This is a genomic window from Bacillus sp. 41-22 (assembly GCF_025809295.1).
Taxonomy (GTDB): Bacteria; Bacillota; Bacilli; order Bacillales; family Bacillaceae_G; genus Bacillus_A; species Bacillus_A mycoides.
Genome location: NZ_CP084035.1, coordinates 930,668 through 947,556 on the forward strand (window position 1 = coordinate 930,668; position 16,889 = coordinate 947,556).

Annotated in this window: 13 protein-coding genes and 1 pseudogene; 11 read left to right on the forward strand and 3 right to left on the reverse strand. The window is 35.4% G+C overall.

Annotation, left to right across the window (positions count from 1 at the left end; all coding sequences use genetic code 11):
• Positions 1 to 6 precede the first annotated feature (6 nt).
• Positions 7 to 459 (reverse strand): annotated as a pseudogene (locus tag LCF45_RS04715) (tyrosine-type recombinase/integrase); the annotation flags it as partial.
• A gap of 360 nt (positions 460 to 819) precedes the next feature.
• Here LCF45_RS04715 and LCF45_RS04720 point away from each other — a divergent pair.
• From LCF45_RS04720 to LCF45_RS04730, 3 genes are all read left to right on the forward strand, one after another.
• On the forward strand, positions 820 to 1,344 hold the full coding sequence (locus tag LCF45_RS04720) for a hypothetical protein (RefSeq protein ID WP_016126628.1): 525 nt from the start codon (positions 820 to 822) through the stop codon (positions 1,342 to 1,344).
• Between the two features lie 288 nt (positions 1,345 to 1,632).
• Complete coding sequence (locus LCF45_RS04725; RefSeq protein WP_198529355.1) at positions 1,633 to 1,794, forward strand: hypothetical protein; 162 nt, start codon at positions 1,633 to 1,635, stop codon at positions 1,792 to 1,794.
• A gap of 144 nt (positions 1,795 to 1,938) precedes the next feature.
• The gene (locus tag LCF45_RS04730) at positions 1,939 to 2,097 is read left to right on the forward strand and encodes a hypothetical protein (protein ID WP_016119701.1); all 159 of its coding nucleotides are present in this window, start codon (positions 1,939 to 1,941) and stop codon (positions 2,095 to 2,097) included.
• Positions 2,098 to 2,314: 217 nt separating this feature from the next.
• On the opposite strand, the gene blaIII is transcribed toward LCF45_RS04730, so the two are convergent.
• Both blaIII and LCF45_RS04740 read right to left on the reverse strand, forming a co-directional pair.
• Positions 2,315 to 3,262 (reverse strand): class A beta-lactamase BlaIII, encoded by a 948-nt coding sequence (gene blaIII / locus LCF45_RS04735; protein ID WP_263894600.1) that lies wholly within the window; start codon positions 3,260 to 3,262, stop codon positions 2,315 to 2,317.
• Positions 3,263 to 3,823: 561 nt separating this feature from the next.
• Positions 3,824 to 5,146, reverse strand: coding sequence for an MFS transporter (locus LCF45_RS04740; protein ID WP_000035845.1), 1,323 nt, complete (start codon positions 5,144 to 5,146; stop codon positions 3,824 to 3,826).
• A 226-nt stretch (positions 5,147 to 5,372) separates the two neighbouring features.
• On the opposite strand from LCF45_RS04740, the gene LCF45_RS04745 reads away from it, so the two are divergent.
• The 8 genes from LCF45_RS04745 (at position 5,373) to LCF45_RS04780 (ending at position 16,888) form a co-directional block, all read left to right on the forward strand.
• Entirely contained in the window at positions 5,373 to 6,962 is a 1,590-nt protein-coding gene (locus tag LCF45_RS04745; RefSeq protein WP_263894601.1) for an ATP-binding protein, read from the forward strand.
• A 19-nt stretch (positions 6,963 to 6,981) separates the two neighbouring features.
• Entirely contained in the window at positions 6,982 to 7,659 is a 678-nt protein-coding gene (locus LCF45_RS04750; RefSeq protein WP_263894602.1) for a response regulator, read from the forward strand.
• Positions 7,656 to 8,624 (forward strand): tripartite tricarboxylate transporter substrate binding protein, encoded by a 969-nt coding sequence (locus LCF45_RS04755; protein ID WP_263894603.1) that lies wholly within the window; start codon positions 7,656 to 7,658, stop codon positions 8,622 to 8,624. The genes LCF45_RS04750 and LCF45_RS04755 overlap by 4 nt, the downstream gene beginning before the upstream one ends.
• Before the next feature lie 136 nt (positions 8,625 to 8,760).
• Positions 8,761 to 10,611 carry a PDDEXK-like family protein gene (locus tag LCF45_RS04760; RefSeq protein WP_263894604.1) on the forward strand — a complete coding sequence of 617 codons (1,851 nt, stop codon included), beginning with the start codon at positions 8,761 to 8,763 and terminating at the stop codon, positions 10,609 to 10,611.
• A 69-nt stretch (positions 10,612 to 10,680) separates the two neighbouring features.
• Complete coding sequence (locus LCF45_RS04765) at positions 10,681 to 11,097, forward strand: hypothetical protein (protein ID WP_033730887.1); 417 nt, start codon at positions 10,681 to 10,683, stop codon at positions 11,095 to 11,097.
• A 90-nt stretch (positions 11,098 to 11,187) separates the two neighbouring features.
• Positions 11,188 to 12,132 carry a helix-turn-helix transcriptional regulator gene (locus LCF45_RS04770; protein ID WP_263894605.1) on the forward strand — a complete coding sequence of 315 codons (945 nt, stop codon included), beginning with the start codon at positions 11,188 to 11,190 and terminating at the stop codon, positions 12,130 to 12,132.
• Positions 12,133 to 12,370: 238 nt separating this feature from the next.
• Positions 12,371 to 16,720 (forward strand): sigma factor-like helix-turn-helix DNA-binding protein, encoded by a 4,350-nt coding sequence (locus tag LCF45_RS04775; protein WP_263894606.1) that lies wholly within the window; start codon positions 12,371 to 12,373, stop codon positions 16,718 to 16,720.
• 3 nt (positions 16,721 to 16,723) lie between these two features.
• Positions 16,724 to 16,888 carry a hypothetical protein gene (locus tag LCF45_RS04780; RefSeq protein ID WP_170952767.1) on the forward strand — a complete coding sequence of 55 codons (165 nt, stop codon included), beginning with the start codon at positions 16,724 to 16,726 and terminating at the stop codon, positions 16,886 to 16,888.
• Position 16,889: the final 1 nt, after the last annotated feature.

Here is a 16,889-nt window from a genome sequence, read left to right on the forward strand (position 1 = left end):
TTCTTATGTTTGTTTATAAAACCAATAGCCGAAGGTTTTCCGCAGGTGTGAGTCCAGATGGATTCTATATCGGCAAAATCTCCGGCTTTTTGTAATTGCCGATAAGCCTGGATCTTACTAATGGATGGATCTCTTTTTCGGGATGGGAATAACCAGGTATTTTCTAGAGTTTGGTATACGAATAGACTTCATCAAAAATAGAAGTAAGATTAATCATGCATTCTTTCTTCGTTTCCCCCTCTTTGATTTTGAATTCTTTTCTCTTTTTCCGTTTTAACTTTACTATGGTTCTGTTTGAATTTGGAGTAAATCGCTGACACTGAATCCTGTATGGATCCCAATAAGGGAGAGAATATAGTCTCGTTCAGAATAATGACGTTTGAGAACCCATTTCATATCTTCAATCTGTTCTTTATTTCTGAGGGGGTGGACATCAATGAGATGTGGTTTTTTGTTCACGGATTTTTAACATCTTTATTTACAGTGTTTTGAATGTGAACTAATAATAAAAGTTTGCTTTCAAATTAGAAAAGGTTAGTCCCTCACTCCACTCCAGCTAAAAACCTCACACCTAAAAACAAAGGGGAACTCAATTGTTCAAGCTCATATAAAGTTTCAATCTTGTCTAAGTATCCATTAGGATATACAATTGATCATCCATTTTTCTTTACATAATCTCCAGATACAGTCCATATCAACTATAGATTCTTGTCTTATGCTAAATGTAATCAAAAAGCAAGTAGATAAAGATAATGACTAAAACATTAACTCTAGATACTTTTTTGATGAATATTACAAATAAACAGGAGGTAATGAAAAATGATTAAAACATTATTAGCAGGAGCACTTTTAAGTACAGGATTGGTAGCGGGAGGTGCAGTAGGTGCAGATGATGCGAAAATGGACAATTTAAAGTCAAATGAAGATAGTTCAAATCAAGTAATTACACAAAGTGCAGATGGAACAACGTCTTTCTCACAAAACTTTGATTTACCTAAAGATGCAGTGCCAGCAACTCCTAAAGGAGACGCAAAAACTGTTGAAAGAACAGAAGGTACAGGTTCTCAAGAAGGAAAAATGGTACCAACAAAAGAAGGTACAGATTCTCAACCTGGATTTGAAATGGGAGCCCCTGAAAAACCAGAGCATGCAAAAACTGTTGAAAGAACAGAGGGTACAGACTCTCAAGAAGGAAAAATGGTACCGACAAAAGAAGGTACAGATTCTCAACCTGGATTTGAAATGGGAGCCCCTGAAAAACCAGAGCATGCAAAAACTGTTGAAAGAACAGAGGGCACAGACTCTCAAGAAGGAAAAATGGTACCAACAAAAGAAGGAAATTAAATAATATATAGTTATAACGAAGAGCATCCAAAAAGTGGTGCTCTTTTTATATTATAGGGATTAACTAGTTTTACTGAATATAGAACTGTAGGAGGAATTGAGGCTAGAACATGAGGGACTATCTCTTCAAATCATGGTGTTTGAAGCACTAGTTTTGGTGGTAACGTTACAACATAAACATTTTATTAGAGATTTTTTAAATTTACATACACTCTAGATAGACTACATATCAACTTCAGATACTTGTTTTATGATACAAGTAATCAAACAAAAGGAGGGCAATACAAAATGATTACAACAGTATTAACAGGGCACTCTTTTAAGTACAGGAAATTATTAATAGGTGGAGAAAATGTTGAAGATGTACAGACAGATCAACATATTCCATATGAACAAAATGAATTGCAGCAAACTCTAGAAAAGTACGATTCGAAGAAGTTTGAGTTATAAAAAGAAAATAGATAAATATAGTGAAAATAGATAAATTAACAAGAGAAGAGTACTTTGTGTATATAACAGGTGATTTTCATTTGGATATAGGGCTTGAATCAAACTTTTATACTAAAATATATAAGGCAAAAAGGAGGGAGTACATTGAACAAAATTATTTATGGAATATTAATTTTAATGTATACTTTGTATTCATTTTTTGTAAGTGATGGAAGTGAAGTAAGGTTTATTATGGTGTTAACTATAGTACTTATCTTTTCTGTGGTTCTAGAAAAAGGAAATGCAAACAAAACGACTGATTAAAGGTCTTTTTGTTTGCATTTTTTAGTTGGCTATTACAGTCCAGATGTTTTAGGGATAGCACCAAATCGCCATCAAGCTTAAAGAACGATTTATCCCCAAACAATAAAAATGATCCTTTTATTACAAGTTAGCACCAAATTTCGTTTTTGGGACACTATTAAATTTTTAGTTGATGAAAACACCCGCCTAAAATAGAAAACTTTTAACCTATTATCATTTATTCCGTAGCTTTTAAGGTATTTAACACGACTTTGGTTGCGTCTGCAATAAGTTTATCATCGTATTTAGCATATTCTTTATCATGATTAGAAAGTATAGCAAGAACAATCGGCTTTTTATTTGGTGGCCAAATAATTGCGATATCATTTCTTGTTCCGTAAGATCCCGCGCCTGTTTTATCAGCTACTTCCCATCCTTTTGGTACGCCCGCACGAATCAATTTATCTCCAGTTGTATTTCTCTTCATCCAATCTACTAATAGTTCACGTTTTTCTATTGGAAGTGCAGTTCCTAATGTAAATGATTGAAGTGTCTTAGCTATCGCTTCTGGTGTACTGGTATCATGTGTTTCTCCTGGATGCACTTCATTTAATTCAGGTTCAAATCGTTCTGAAGTAGTAACAGTATCTCCCATTTCTCTCAAGATTTTTTCAAATTCAGAGGGCCCCCCTAACTGTTTAAGAATCAAATTATGCGCTGTGCTGTCACTATATCGAACAGAAGCATCTGCAAGTTCTTTTAACGTCATTCCTGTATCAACATGCTTTTCAGTAATTGGATTATAATTAGAAAGATCTTCATGAGTATACGTAATCCTTTGATCAAGAGCTTCTAATGAGTTCTTGCGTAAAAGAGCGCCCACAGCTAATGATTTAGATGTAGATGCAAATGCAAAACGATCATCTGAATGATAAGCAACAGTTTGATTCGTACCTGTGTCCAGTGCATAAATACCAAGCTTAGCATCATATTCTTTTTCAAGTTTAGCGAAAGATTGATTACCTGTATTTTCTTGTTTAATTTGATTAGCTTGATTCGTTTGTTTAGGTGGTTCAGATTGAGTGTTACTATTGGAACAGCCTATAAGTGATACACATGAAAGTAATACTACAGGCACAATCTTTTTGTAATGTAAAATGTTAAAGAACTTGTTTAAAACGAACATAAATTTTCAACCTCTTTCAAGAATATATGGATTTTGTCTAGGTATTCTAAATACCAATGCAATTAAAGATGGCATAGGGTAACAATACTACTGCAGCTAAAATTTCACAGGTTAAAGGACATCCAAAACGTTTATATGATTGATAAATCACGGTTTGGGGTGTTTCTTTTTTGTTGCTACTTGTAATGCTTCACCTGTAAAAGTATTAAACTTGTAATACTTAACCGTAGTATTACAATACATATTTTTTACTTTTGGGAATAATAAGTCCTTTCTTTTTTGTAATACATAAAAATAGATGTCAAACGGGATATGTTGTATCCAATCTGGACAACTAATATTAGAAATACACTTATTAGACACTCTAAGTAATAAATTTGTTCCACTTTAAGATGAGGAAGAATTTGGGGTTTGTAAAATAACAATGGAACTATGTGTTTTTTCGTCATACAAAAACCTCTACATATAAGTAGAGGTTTTTAAATTGTATATTAATGAATTATGCTTTTTTAAATAAAGCAAATCGAGTTCGGGTAAACGAAGAACATAGAATACATAATTTTAACTAGATTTATTATTAGCTAGTTTATCTCCACCACTAAGCTCCGCCTCAATCTGCGAAGTTTTCGATGACTCATCCATACGCCAATACGTAATAAAGCTTATCGCGATACATCCAGCTACGTAGAAGTAAAATAGTGATTCCATTCCGATACTTTTTAGCCATAATGCGATGAACTCGGCTGTTCCGCCAAATATCGCAACAGTTAGTGCATACGGTAAACCTACGCCTAGTGCGCGAATTTCAGTTGGGAAGAGTTCGGCTTTTACAATTGCGTTAATGGAAGTGTAACCAGTAACGATAATGAGGCCGACCATCATGAGTAAAAATGCTACCATTGGGTCTGTCGTTTTTTCCATAAAGAAGAAGATTGGTGCTGTTAGTAACGTTCCGAGAATACCGAAAGCCATTAATAGTGGGCGGCGTCCAATTTTATCGGATAATAGCCCTGCAATTGGTTGAAGTACAACGAATATAAGTAGTGCGGCAAAGTTAATCCAGCTTACAACTTCTTTCGGGAGACCGACTGTGTTTACCATGAATTTTTGTAAATATGTTGTGTACGTATAGAATGCGACAGTGCCTCCTAGTGTTAGGCCGACTACTGTTAATACTGCTTTCGGGTGTTTCATAAGAGCGCGAACGGTTCCTGCGCTTTCGCGGTTTTTCGATTCCATATTTGAGAACTGCTCCGATTCATCCATTGTACGTCGAAGCCATAATACAGCTACTGCTCCCATCGCACCAATAATGAATGGAATACGCCATCCCCAAGCTTTCATATCTGGTTCGCTTAGTAATTGCTGAAGAACAATTTGAACACCTAACGCAACCATCTGTCCAGCAACGAGCGTTACATATTGAAAACTTGAATAAAAACCACGGCGTCCACTACTAGCCATCTCAGATAAATATGTTGCGGAAGTTCCATACTCTCCGCCAAGTGACAACCCTTGAAGTAAACGGGCAAGAACTAAAATAATTGGTGCCATAATACCGATGCTTTCGTAACTAGGTGTACAGGCGATAATTAAAGAACCACCGGCCATAACTGTAATGGAAAGCGTTAATGCTGCCCGGCGACCGTGCCGATCTGCATAACGTCCCATTAATAAACTTCCGATAGGGCGCATTAAAAATCCAACTGCGAAAATAGCGGCTGTGTTCAGTAATTGGCTCGTTGGATCGCCTTTAGGAAAGAACTCTGCTGAAAAATAAACAGCAAAAGCAGAGTAAACGTACCAGTCGTACCATTCAATTAAATTGCCGACGGAACCTTTAAAGATATTGCCGGCGACTCGGTTAGATTTTGCTTGAGCCATAATAATTCCTCCTCTTACTTATAAATAAAATGATAATTATGAAAGCGCGTTCAATGTAGTTGAATTGTACTGTTCTTTAATTGAAATCTCAATATTATGACAATTTTATTCTTTTTGTACTTTATGTACATGGAGAGTTTTAATAGTTGCTTCATTATTAGTTTTGTCATAATAATAGAAAAAAGGAGATTGATAGTTTTGAATATTTTATCAAAGGATATGGAGTATGAAGAAATCACGTAAAGTGTCATTACAAACGAAAATAGTAAGCTTAATTATTACATTAATTTTATTTGTCGTTCTTCTATTAGCGGGAATATTTGTTTACATTCAGTCCGTTGATACGAAGCGGCAAGTGGAGCAGTTAGCACTGCAAACAGCTAAATCCCTTTCTTTTATGCCAGCTATAAAAGATGCTTTTCAATATAACGAGCATAAAAGTACCATTCAATCCATTGCGGAACAAGTTCGTGAGCAAGCTGGTGCAGATTATGTAATTATAGAAGATCGTTATGGCGTTATGTATTCACATTCTAATTCGGAGTTGATTGGTACAAAGAGTAACAATCCATATAACTATGAAGCACTCACTTTTGGTGGCTATTATACACTCGAAGGAAATGGTGAAAGTGGTCCGGCTTTAATGGCGAAGGCACCCATTATTGTTCATAACGGAGATTACGATCAAGTAGTAGGCGTCGTTACAGTAGAGTTTTTAATAAAAGGTATTGAATCTAACATACTGAGCAGAACGAAAGAAATTATACTCTTTTCCTTAGCTGTATTATTAGCAGGCATTGTTGGTGGCATTCTTTTAGCACGTAGTATACGTAAAGATACACTCGGTTTAGAGCCGAATGAAATTGCAGCGCTATACCGGGAACGAAGCGCAATACTACTATCTATAAAAGAAGGAATTATCGCTATCGATCAAAACGGTTTTATTACGATGATGAACACGTCGGCAGAAGAGATGCTACATGTAAATGATGATTATATGCAGCAGCACATTTCAAAAGTTTTACCGGAGTTTAATATGGAGAGAGTGCTAGAAAACGATCAAGAAATCGGGTTTCAAGATAAAGTGTTTATTTTAAACATGACACCAATACTCGAAAATAACAGTACGGTAGGCGTTGTATGTAGTTTTAGAGATAAAACAGAATTGCAAAACCTTGTTAACACAATATCTGAGGTAAGAAAGTATTCAGAGGACTTACGCGCTCAAACACATGAATTTACAAATAAACTTTTCGTCTTATCAGGATTACTCCAGTTAGGACATTACAAAGAAGCGATTGAATTTATCCAACAAGAATCTAATGTTCATCAAAGCCAAAACCATATTTTATTCCATCAAATTCATGATGCGAAAGTACAAGCTATTTTATTAGGGAAAATCGGAACAGCATCTGAGAAGAAAATTGATTTTCATATTGAAGGAGATAGTGCGCTTCAACCGTTACCAGACCATATAAAAGTTTCACACCTTATTACGATCCTTGGAAACATAATCGACAATGCATTTGATGCGGTGAGTGAACGAGAGGGAAAGAGTGTTTCCTTCTTTGTTACGGATATTGGATACGATATTGTGTTTGAAGTGATAGATAGTGGAGCGGGAGTACCGACAGAAAAAATCGCAACTATTTTTCAAAAAGGATTTTCAACGAAAGGAAATGATCGTGGTTACGGGCTAGCAAACGTGAAAGAAATGGTAGATCTACTAGAAGGAACAATTGAATTTCAAAACGAGAAAAATGGGGGAGCTATTTTTACAATTTACCTTCCAAAAACATTGAGAGAAAGTACATGACAAACAGGGGGATGGGCATATGTTGAAGGTTGCAATTGCAGAAGATGATTTCCGCGTAGCGCAAATTCAAGAGGAGTTTTTATCAAAAATAAAGGACGTAAAAGTGATCGGAAAAGCATTGAACGCAAAAGAAACGATGGAACTACTACAAAAGGAAGAAATCGATTTACTTCTATTAGATAATTATTTACCAGATGGAATTGGTACAGACTTATTGCCGAAAATCCACGCTGACTTTCCAAACGTTGACGTCATTATGGTTACAGCGGCGAATGAAAACCATATGCTAGAAAAAGCAATTCGAAATGGCGTAAGTAACTACCTTATAAAACCGGTCACGTTAGACAAATTTGTTCGCACAATTGAAGACTATAAAAGAAAGAAGCAATTATTACATAGTAACAATGAAGTAAATCAAGCACTAATTGATAACTTCTTCGGCACTTCGCAAACACAAGATATGAAAAACTTACCGACAGGTGTTGATCCGTTAACACTGCAAAAAGTGAAAGGAATTATAAAAGGATTCGAAGAGGGAATTACAATAGAAGAAATGGGAGAACAAATGGGGGCTTCCAGAACAACCGCAAGAAGATATTTAGAATACTTAGTAGCGACAAACGAATGCACAGTAGAGTACACATACGGCATTATCGGACGACCAGAACGAAAGTATCGAATAGGACGGGGGTTATGAAAAAACGATTATTACTATGTATATGGATCATGACAGCAGTAATAGCTGGCTGTTCCTCAGAAAAACCTCACACAAATAAAGTGAACATCGACAAAGTAGAAATCGTTGCGCCAAACGTTCAAGGAGCAGGATGGGACTTAACAGCACGAGCGATGCAAAAAACACTCACAGAAGAAAAAATCTTCACAAAACCAATCACTGTCATAAACAAAGTAGGTGGCAGCGGTGATGTCGGATGGAAATATACGAAACAAAAAGGCGGTCACGTACTGGCGATTAACTCAAGCTTACTCATAACGAACAACCTACTAGGCCACAGTAAACTGACATATAAAGACTTCACACCGCTTGCAACACTCGCGTCAGACTGGGAAGTCGTTGTCGTATCAAAAGACTCAAACATAGAAAATGCAAAACAACTAATGGAACAACTAAAACAGGATAAGAAAAACTTCAAAATCGGCGTTGCCCCCGGCCTAGGAAACGACGACCACCTATCCTTCGTACAAGTAAGCAAAGCATTCGGCCTAAACCCAGCCGAACTGGAATTCTTTGTCTACGAAAACAAAGAAAAAATCATAAACGCCCTAACGAACAAACAAATAGGCGCCGCAACCATGACCCTATCTGAAGCCGAAAAACAATACAAAGCCGGCAAAATAAAAATACTAGCCGTATCAGCACCAAAACGGCTAGACCGACTACCAGAAATCCCAACGTGGAAAGAACAAGGAATCGACGTCGTCTTCCAGCACTGGAAAGGGATTATGGGACCTAAAGATATGACGGAGGAAGAGGTTGCTTATTGGGATGATGTTATTAAGAGAATGGTTGAGAGTGATAGTTGGAAGGGGATTTTGAGGGAACGGGGTTGGGAGAGTTTTTATAAGGGGAGTGGGGAGAGTAGGGTGTTTTTGGAGGAATGTGTTAGGGAATATGGGGAGATGGTTAAATTTAATGATTAATGCATGTTCATTTGTAAGAAATAGGATATGTGACATAAATAATGCCACATTATAAGTTATAATTTACTTATAACAATTTATTAAAATGATTATTCAGGAGAATTGATTCACAAATTTATAAACGGCGGTGTGGGGAATGGATTATAATTTTGAGATTTTATCACTGTTAGATAATTCAATTGAGTTTGAGAAGTTACATAGTAAATTTAATCGTTTTAATCCTTTTAAAATATTGAAGGTAGATAAGTTTGAGATTAGGCATTCTAATATGATTGCTTGGTTGCTGGATCCGATGGAGAATCATCATTTAAGTTCTATGTTTGTAAATAAAATACTTTCTAAAACGTTTGTAAAAGCAGAGAATGAGGAATTAATTGGTCAATATAATTTTATTAAGTTACATAAGCAGTCTCTTCAAGATTTAGAAGTGTTCCGCGAAGTACAAACGAAAAATAATAAACGAATTGATATTTTGGCAATATCAGAGGTGCAAAAGGTTGCCATTTTGATTGAAAATAAATATAAGTCATCTGAATCGGATGGCCAATTACAAAATTACATAAACTTTGTTAGCGAGAAATATGAAGGATATACGATCATTCCAATCTTTTTAAGTTTAGATGGTAGCGCGCCAAGTCATAAGTCGTATCTTACTTTAGATTATGGGGATATATTAAATATCCTAAAAGGGCAATTGGAGATTTATAGTGAGTATACGTCTAGTACGATAAAAGATTTCCTTTCCTACTATATTGATATATTAGAGGGGGAACTTGTTCGTGATGAGGAAGACATTGAACTAGCGTTAACAGTGTATAAGAGCCATAAGGCCGCTGTTGATTTTCTATGCTTAAATGGTAACGGAAAAGTAGTTGGAAAGTTTGTTAATAAAGAGTTGTTACGTGCTGTTAAGAAATTGAATGCTGAAGAGAAAGAAGATCTTTGTAAGATTTATAAGAAGTATGCTGAAACGCTTCGCTTTATACATGGAGCTGGAAATAGCATCATGAGAGAGGCATTTTTACAGTTTGTAGAGAAAAATCAAATACAAGAAGATTGCTACCATGAACACATTCGCATTCCATCTTTCCTTTTCGAAGAATGGAAACAATTTGATGAGATTGTTGGAGTTCCAAATCATGAGTGGTGGCTAAATAATGCTCTTATAACTTGGTTCGAAAGAAAAATAGATGGGCGTATGAAACTTATCGTTGAAGTTGGGCCGTTAGAATACAAACAGAGATTAAAGTTATTATGCAAGTTAGAGGAAAATGGAATTACTATTAAAGAAAAATCAAAAGAAGCTGGATCCAAGTATACAAGAATTTATGCTGGATATGAAAATATAAGTGATTGGGCAGATCAAGATGAAATTCTCCGTGTGATGAATGATATGTATAACAATGCTGATTTTAATCAAGTGGTGGCAGCTATAGGCGATACTATAAAAGGGCTTGTATACGGGGAAGAAGATTCTTCTGAAATTGTTGCGGTAGAGAGTAGCCAAACAGAAGACGCGGATACTTTAGCTAATGCTTTTCAATTATTTGTCCATGAACAAAAGTTCCAAGAAGGCTTTTACAATATTCATCACCGACTACCATCATTTATTATGCCGGAGTTCCGCAAGCTAGAAGAACAATTTGGAACACCGAAATGGAATTGGTGGTTAAATAACTGTGCGATTATGTGGTTTGAACGTTTGAAGGATAATAGATTGAAACTGACGCTAGAAATTGGACCACTAGAATCACAAAAGAGATTAGCGCTATTAACAAGGCTTGAAAGTAAAGGGAGAAAAATAAGTGAAGCAGCGAAAAGGCCGGAAGCGTCGTATACAAGAATTTACACAAATACAAGTAATATAAGTAATTGGTCGGATGAAGATGTTGTTATACAGGCTATGAACGAGTTATTTAATGATACGGACTGTCAAAATGTTATTCAAATGTTAATAAACATTGCTGAAGAGGGAGTTCATATTTAAAAAGCATTGCCAAGTGCAGAGGGATGTACTTGGCAATTGTTTTAATTTAATAAAGGAGATTGCTCATTAATGAAATTAGCAAAAACAGAGATACAACAATTTATATCAAAACAATTGGAGCTTAGTGAGTTAAAAGAACTAGATGTCGATTTCGCAGTTCGAGGGCTGGATTTTGATCCGAACATGTTTATTCGTGCAGGAGAAATGGGGCTAGAAATAGGGTTTTATAGATTGGTATGGAATAGTCCTGTCTTACCAGATATGACAGGGGTTACGCATCATATATTATTATGGGAACATCTAGAGGAATTAAGTGACAGTGAGAAAGCGGTGGAAATTCAAGAGAGTATTATTATGGTTGCTGATTTTAGAAAAAGGCGGTATCAGCAGTGTGAGTTTTGTAATACAAAGACTTTGCCAGAACATCTTGATAGGGATGGTGTATGTCAGGGATGTGCTAGTGTACATTTTGGGGTAATATATTGATATTTTAGGGGAATATATAGAAAGAATTTAAAAGATGATTCTATTCTTTTATACTTGAATGAGGATAGCTGAATAGAAACGAGGAATTATATGAGCAAATTAAGCAACTGTCTATATATGATTGAACTCCTGCATGCGAGAGGGAAAATGAAGATTAGTGAATTAGCGGAGTTGTTAGAAGTAAAAGAGCGGATGGTCCGCATTTATCGTGATGATATTGAAATGGCAGGTATTAAAATTGATACAACTAAAGGAAGGGACGGTGGTTATTCTCTTTCAAATACATCGTTATTTCCTATTAAAAATATGTCTCAGCAAGAGATGGATGCGTTAACATTCTCTATTCAAAAACTAGTTTCAAAAGGTAATGATATTTATTCAAAGGACGCACAAGTAGCGTTAGATAAATTGAATGCAGTTCGGAAAGTTGAAACGAATAAAGATCGTCATATTTATTTTGTTCAAAGATCTAAGCCAAATTATGAGTTTTCTAATGAAAATCAAAAATATGTACAACTACAAGAAGCGTTATTTACAAGGCGTAAGGTGAAAATTCAATATGAAAAACGATTTGGTGAAAGATCAGAACGAATTATTGATCCGTACGGCTTTGTACACTACAACGAATTCTTTTATTGCTTAGCTATGTGTAATGATAAAAAGGAAAAACGTATGTTTAAACTATCTCGAATGAAAGATATTAGAATTTTATATGATACATATAAAATATCCGATAATTTCGATATTCGAGAAGAATTTCCGAAATTCGGCCTTATGAAAGAACCATTAGAAGTAGAGTTGCTCATCTATCCGCCATTCGCTGCATCTGTACCAGAATCCATTTGGGGAGAAAATCAAAAGATAGAACATAATAATGATGGCAGTATCCTCTTTCGCGCAACGATGAGTGGGAAAGAGTCGATTAAGAAGTGGATTCTGGGTATGGGAGCCTCGGTTAGAGTGATGGAACCTAGGGGCTTGAGGGAAGAGGTTGTTGAGGAGGGTAGGAAGTTGTTGGAGTTGTATGCTCGTTAATATTTTTATTATTATATTAAAATATAATAATAAAATTGTTATATTTTTGGAAGAATGTGCAGTTGAAAGTGACGTTATTAGTGCTGGTTTTAATGTTATAATGGAATAGAATGTAAAAGGATAGTAGATACATTTAATTACTATAATTATAGTTTAGTATATGGTCCTTGAAATTGGACTTTCCTTTATAAATATATAAAGAATTAACAGTTACTTTTAAGTAGAAAGGATAGAGTATATGAGCAATGGATTTTTATTTTCTTTTTTACAGCCAAAGTATAAGAAGTTGGCTGATGTTGCAGAAGCATTAGAGAAACAAGTATATAACGATGTTCCGTCTGCACTATCAAAAGCGAGGCTTTTTGCAGAAAAACTAGCGAAGTATGTAATGGAAATGGAAGATATTCAAGTATATTACGAAATGAAGCACGTAGAAGTTGTGCATAAGTTGTATCGGGAAGGGATTTTAAATGAAGAGATGCATTTCCGATTTGAATGGATTCGCAAGATGGGAAATAAAGCGGTTCATGAAGCGAATTTTGGAAGTGTAGAAGATGCATTAAAAGCTCATAAATTAACATATGACTTGGCAGTTTGGTTCATGGAATTATACGGAGATGTTAATTTTAAGGCACCAGCATATGCAAGCCCAAAAGTTGTTACAGAGCAGACAGTTAATACAGATGATATTAAACAAACTGTAGCAGAAACAGTAGAAAAAACACTTGAAGCCAAGTTCCGTGAAATGCAGGAGACATTACTCAAGTTAACGCAGGGACAGCAAAAAGAGAAAGAAGTCATACAACAAGTTGTAACTGAACCAAAAGAGCAAGAACCGATTATTGAAGAAGAGATACCTGTAAAGGAAGAAGTAAAAGAGCCGGTTATTGAAGAAAAGATGCCTGTAAAGGAAGAAGTAAAAGAGCCGGTTATTGAGGAAGAGATACCTGCAAAGGAAGCAGTACAGGAGCCAGTTATTAAAGAAAAAGCAGAAACAACTGATACGGAAATTTTAGAAGAAGACTTTGAGTTAATGAGCTATTTGCAAAGTCATGATATAGAAATCATTGATAAACGTGCTGCTGGAGGATCTCTTTGGTTAATTGGTGGTTGGGAATTAAAAGAGGTATTAGATCCATTAAAACTACGTAAAATTTATTTCCGTTACACAGCTAAAGGTGGGCGCGTGACAAAGCGTAAGCCAGCTTGGTTTTTAATGGGGAATCATAGTGATGGTCCTAAGAAAAAGGAAAGTACTCCTGAAAAGGAAGTAGAAGAACCGAAGCAAGTGGATGTGCCGAAAGAAATTGAGCAAGAGAAAGAAAAAGAAGTCGTGCAGCAAGTAGTAGAAAAAAGAGAAGTGAATGATCAGCAGTTGCTTGTTCCTTCTCGATTATTTGAATTGCGTATGAATGAATATGAAGGGAGCCCAGTTTATACATTTGGTGAACATTTTCATTTAGACACTTTTGGAGAGATAAAAGAAGATCATTTACGTGATTGGTATCGAATAGATAAACAAGCTTTTTATGATTTAGCAGTTCAGTTATGGTTTTTAGGTTGTGAGTATCAAGGGAATTTAGCGAAGCTTGTAAACTTGCCTCATGAACAAGAACGAGTATTAATAGAAATAAATGCTACACAAAATGAAGCATTAAGCGAGAAGCTTCCACAACTCTTAACAGAGTTATTTGCTAAATTTGGTGTACGAAACATAAAGCAATTACATGGACTGCCAGTGTTTGCAGTTCGCTGGCTTACAGCTGAAGCATTTGATGAATTCTTAGGATGTTTAAAGCAGGAGGAGTCTGGTGCAGATGACGACAGTCCCAGTAGTGGCGTAGAAGAGAATATACAAAGTCAGCACAAATTTGAAGAAGAGTTACAAAATGAGGACGAATTTATAGTTTGTATGGGAACGGAATGTGTAGAAATTCCTGCTTCTATGAGAAATATTGAAATTACGCTAGAACTGATTTCAGGCTGTAATACCCTTGTTAAACAATTGCGAAAAAATATGGGGATTCATGTGATAGGAGATCTTCCAAAAGATATACTCCCTTTACGGGAACAAATGCGTAATGTTGGCCCTAAAATGATGGAGAAATTTTTTAGTCAGTTAGGACAGATGGGACGCCCTAAAAAAATCGAGGTTGTCGTTGAGCCAATAGGGACACAAGGAGAAGAAGTACTATTAAATGGAGAACGAGTCGTAATTCCGTCTTCATTACAGGAAGAATCATTAGAATACGGAGATTTTTTAAGTTGTCCATCACTTATAGAAAAATTGCATGAAGCAGGTATTCATCAGTACAAGCAACTTCCTCTTGATTTAATGGAGCTGAAAAAGTTTCAAGGTGTAGGCGAGTTAGGTTTGAAGAAATTTTTACAACACTTAAAAGAAAAAGCAGAAGTTGCTGAAAAGAGAGAACTAGAAGAAAGTTTTTACGAAACTATGACGCCAGAAGAGAGAGTGCAGTACGAAACAGATCAGTTAAAAGAAATGCTGCAAGAAATGATAGAAACAGGAAGTATTCATACTAAGCTGAAGATAAACGAGAAAGCTCTTGCGATTATGCACGAACGGTATGAAGGAACATTAAATGGAAAGCGCCCAACATTAGAAGAAACAGCGCAAAATCATGATGTAACGCGTGAAAGAATCCGACAAATTGTTAAAAATTCAGTCGGAAAGATTAAAATGAAAGCGGAAGTATGGTTTCAATTATTCCGAAATAAATTAGAAGCTAACAGAAACTTTATGGAAAATGACATTTTCACAGAGAACACTTTTTACGAGTACTTAGTTTTAGAAATGTTAGAGTTAGAGGATATATACCTTTGTTTTGATAATCAATTTTTCACTACTTTAACGAAAGCTGAGTTACAAGAATTTGATAGACAAATTTCTAATATTTTCTCTGAACGATTAAAAGGGAAATTGTTAGAAGAAGAGCAATATGAGGAAATGATCGAGAATGTTGCAACGGAATTAGAAGTGTCTCCGTTTATTGTAAGGAATACTTGTAATGAAATAATGCGCCAGACAGATCAAAATCAATATGTATTAGCAAAAGCGAAGAAAATTGATGTAGCTGAGATTGTATTGAGACAGTTCCCGAATGGTGCTGAAGTATATAAAGAGTATGAGATGTTAAATGAGAAGGCAAATGAAATAATGCCAAATTCATTCCATGGCGAAAGAGATTTTCCTGCTATTTGTACGAGAGATGAAGCTTCAGATACGATTTATTTATGGGGCAGAGGTATTTATATTCACAGTAGCTTCGTTAAGCCGAATATAGAATTAATCGAGACAATTGCAAAAGAAGCAGCTGATAAATTAGAGAAAAAGCCGGTTATTACGGTTACATATTTGTTCGATCAATATGAAGATGTACTACTAGAAAATGACGTTCCAACAGAATATGCGTTGTACACATTATTAAGACAATATGGTTCTGACTATATTGCACTACCAAAGTTCCCAAAAATTATTCAAATAGGGAACACAGGAAGTATAAGAAATGCAGATTTACTTCGAGACTTCATTAGAAGTAAAGGTCATGAAGTGAGCGCGAAAGAACTAAGAGATGAGTTTATGGTAAATCGTGGTTGGAAGCCATTTACGGTGGACTTCACTTTATCTACTACACAAGATATTATTCAAAGTGATCATGGTTACTGTACATTGCTAGAATTCTATGATCATATTTCTGAAAATGTCCTAGAACCAATTGGGCTGCAGATAGAAGGGAAAATGAATAATCTTAACCATATACAAATAAGTGGATTGTTTAAAGAGTTTGAATCATATTGTATTGCGAATGGGATTCATACAAGCTATGAATTATATCATTTACTTCGTGCGCGTTATGAAGAACGTTTTGTATTCCCACGCTATCCGCATATTGTAAAACATGCTAGTGATTTGAATGACATTAGCGTCACATCATTAGTAGAGGAATATATTTTGGAACAAGGTTATGAAGTTTCGAGAGAAGAAGTATTGGACTGGCTTATTAATGAAGTTGGCGCTCGAGAAAACGCATTAGATGTTGCACTACAAAAATCTGAATGTATTTTGTACTATACGAGAGGGATGTATGCTGAGTATATACATGAAGAGACAATTGGATGGAATGCAGAAAAGCAACTTATATTAAAAAATACGGTATTAGACGTATTAGCGAGAGAACAGCAAATAAATGATAAAAACTTTATATTAGTAGAACAATGTCTATCCGAAAATCTTCCAGAATTAGATGAAGGTTTATCTTGGACAGTTGATTTATTCGTAGATTGTTTAAAACGAGATGAAGAGTTTATTTTACTAGGTTCAAGAGGAATAATTATCGTACCTCGTACAAGCTCTATTCAATCAGAGACAGATTTTATCCAATATGTATTAGCAAAAGAATTTGGTGGATCAGCGAAAATGCGCGATGTAAAGAAAAAGCTAATGCAATACGGATTCTCAGCGGATGGAGAGTTGCTATTTGAGACAGAAACGTTACTAGCCGAAGGAAAAGCTCCTTTCGTTCAAATAGGTGATGAGCTTATCTCTAAGCACTTAGTGGAGGTGTAAAAGTTGCAGCAGGACTTAAAAGAAAAGATTGAACCGTATTTACAAAAAGAAGAAGATATAACGAAGAAAATTGTGCTGAAGACGGTAGAGTTAGTGAGTACGCGCAAAAAATTATCTACACAAGCTTTAGTGAAAAAGTTAGATAGAGATATTGATAGTTTAATATAAG

Bases quoted from the DNA above. Each gene is read 5' to 3' on its own strand.
- LCF45_RS04720 (WP_016126628.1), top strand. From the start codon at position 820: ATGATTAAAACATTATTAGCAGGAGCACTTTTAAGTACAGGATTGGTA.
- LCF45_RS04725 (WP_198529355.1), top strand. From the start codon at position 1,633: ATGATTACAACAGTATTAACAGGGCACTCTTTTAAGTACAGGAAATTA.
- blaIII (WP_263894600.1), bottom strand. From the start codon at position 3,262: ATGTTCGTTTTAAACAAGTTCTTTAACATTTTACATTACAAAAAGATT.
- LCF45_RS04740 (WP_000035845.1), bottom strand. From the start codon at position 5,146: ATGGCTCAAGCAAAATCTAACCGAGTCGCCGGCAATATCTTTAAAGGT.
- LCF45_RS04745 (WP_263894601.1), top strand. From the start codon at position 5,373: ATGAAGAAATCACGTAAAGTGTCATTACAAACGAAAATAGTAAGCTTA.
- LCF45_RS04750 (WP_263894602.1), top strand. From the start codon at position 6,982: ATGTTGAAGGTTGCAATTGCAGAAGATGATTTCCGCGTAGCGCAAATT.
- LCF45_RS04755 (WP_263894603.1), top strand. From the start codon at position 7,656: ATGAAAAAACGATTATTACTATGTATATGGATCATGACAGCAGTAATA.
- LCF45_RS04760 (WP_263894604.1), top strand. From the start codon at position 8,761: ATGGATTATAATTTTGAGATTTTATCACTGTTAGATAATTCAATTGAG.
- LCF45_RS04765 (WP_033730887.1), top strand. From the start codon at position 10,681: ATGAAATTAGCAAAAACAGAGATACAACAATTTATATCAAAACAATTG.
- LCF45_RS04770 (WP_263894605.1), top strand. From the start codon at position 11,188: ATGAGCAAATTAAGCAACTGTCTATATATGATTGAACTCCTGCATGCG.
- LCF45_RS04775 (WP_263894606.1), top strand. From the start codon at position 12,371: ATGAGCAATGGATTTTTATTTTCTTTTTTACAGCCAAAGTATAAGAAG.